This window comes from Streptomyces sp. NPDC055078, from assembly GCF_053607985.1.
In genome coordinates this window covers 1-1,869 of record NZ_JBSGUP010001020.1, presented here as the reverse complement: position 1 = coordinate 1,869, position 1,869 = coordinate 1, and the positions used below count along the sequence as shown (strand labels likewise).

Below are 1,869 nucleotides of genomic sequence, written 5' to 3'. Positions count from 1 at the left end.
CGCCACCCCTAGCGGGGTGGCGTCCCGGTGTGAGGTGATCAGGCGGCGCGCTGAGCGCGTCGGCGGGCGACGTAGGCGGCGGGGGCGTCGGCGGGGATGCGCCGGAGTCCGCCGATGGGGATGGACTCCAGCTCTCCGGTACGGATGAGCCGGTAGCAGGTGGTTCGGCCGATGCGGAGTCGGCGGGCGGCCTCTTCGACGGTGAGCAGTACGAGGGTGGGGTCGATGGCATCGGCAAGCAGGACCGTGGCCATGAACGCTCTCTCCATTCGTGATCCGGCGGGGAGGCGGTAGGCCCCCCTGTCAGGTCCGCTACATCCGTCACGGTTGCTACGTAGCAGGTCAGAGCCTGTTTGTGGTGTAGCGGTGGGGTGGGGTGTAGCGGATGGGTCCGCTACAGGAGACCGGGCCTGTAGCGGTTGAGGGGTGGTGTAGCGGGGGCGTAGCGGTTGTGGTGCGTCACATCCGCTACGCCGTTTCCGCTGGTCAGGTGGCGTCTATTCGGTGCCGGGGATGGGTGTAGCGGATGCTGGCTTGGTGGGTGCGGGGCAGTACCGCTTCCACGCGTCGTGGAGGTCGGTGGCGTAGTAGCCCTTGGCCACTCCGGCGGCGGTGCGGATGTTGCGGGCCTTGATGGTGTCGTTCTCGGCGGTGACGTACTCCCCAAGCCGTTTCGCCAGTTGGCGGGAGTCGATGGGCTTGCCGCTCATGTCGGCCCAGGGCGCTTCGTCCATGGCGCAGAGCGCGGCGAGGATCTGCGCGGTGGGCATACGGTCCGCCCCGTTGAACACGTCCCGCAGATCGGACAGGAGCCGGATGCCGAGGGATGCCTTGTCTCCTGCCGTTGCGGCGGCCACCAGGTCGACGCACGCCGCGCGGGCCCGGTCGGGCCATGTCCCGCCCGCAGCGTCTGCGATGGCGAGCAGCGGTTCCCAGACGTCCGCCGGGCGGTCGCTGATGCCCTCGGGCATCTGGGGCCACGCGCCCGTGATGCGGTCGCGGACGGTGTCGGCCCATGCGGCGAGGCGGTCCCTCAGCGCGTGCCCTTCCGGCTCGTGGAGTCGGCTGCGGAACGCGTCCACGTGCTCGTTGGGTGCGCGGCGGCGCATGCGGATGATGACCGAGCGGGTCAGGATCGTGTCCGGGAGCCAGCCCAGTCCCGCGACCGCGACGGCCGCGTAGGACGGGAACGCCTGAACGGTCTGCTGTCCTCCGTCGCCGACGCACCGGTAGGACACCCCGGTACGGCGGTGTCCGGCGTTCAGCAGCCCGCGCAGTTCCTCGTTGTCCTTGGCCTTGGGCCCGAACACGGTATCGATCTCATCGAAGAGGATCGTCGGCCGTCCGGAGTTCAGCCCGGACACGGCCCGGAACAAGGCGGCCGGAGACGCGTTGACGGCCACCATGGGGTGAGGAACGAGGGTCCCGCAGATCTCCAGCCCCCGCGTCTTGCCCGACCCCGGTTCCGGGGACAGGAACGCCAGTCGCGGCGTGGACTCAAAGGCATCGAGCAGATGCGTGTGCGCGTTCCACAGCACCACCGCGACATACGCCGCTTCGGTGGGGAAGACGTTGAACCTGCGGTGAAACGCCTCGATGTCACCGAGCAGGGCGGCCCCGTCGATACGTGCCGGCGGATTGGTCGTGTCGGCAGTCATGCGGCTGACCTTTCGTCGGTGGTGCGGAGCGTGCAGGTGTCGCGGTGGGCTTCGTGGTCGGTGATCAGGGCGAGCACCTTGGCGTGGCCGGTGGCGCTGGTGTTCCTGCCGCAGGCGCATGCCGAGGTGGCGGTGGGGGTGCCGCGCCGGGGGGTGGTGATGGTCAGCCACGCGACCGCGTACCGGCCGTCCCGGGGGTGCGGGTCAGGGC

At 69.9% G+C, this 1,869-nt stretch carries 2 protein-coding genes and 1 pseudogene; all 3 read right to left on the bottom strand.

Translation table 11 applies throughout. From position 1 onward, the window contains the following. Window positions 1-38: 38 nt before the first annotated feature. The gene (locus ACWF94_RS39730) at window positions 39-254 is read right to left on the bottom strand and encodes a helix-turn-helix domain-containing protein (protein WP_453500040.1); all 216 of its coding nucleotides are present in this window, start codon (window positions 252-254) and stop codon (window positions 39-41) included. Between the two features lie 243 nt (window positions 255-497). Continuing rightward, window positions 498-1,658 carry a DUF3631 domain-containing protein gene (locus tag ACWF94_RS39725; protein ID WP_453500038.1) on the bottom strand — a complete coding sequence of 387 codons (1,161 nt, stop codon included), beginning with the start codon at window positions 1,656-1,658 and terminating at the stop codon, window positions 498-500. Continuing rightward, window positions 1,655-1,869, bottom strand: a pseudogene (locus tag ACWF94_RS39720) (hypothetical protein); the annotation flags it as partial. The pseudogene ACWF94_RS39720 and the gene ACWF94_RS39725, both read right to left, overlap by 4 nt.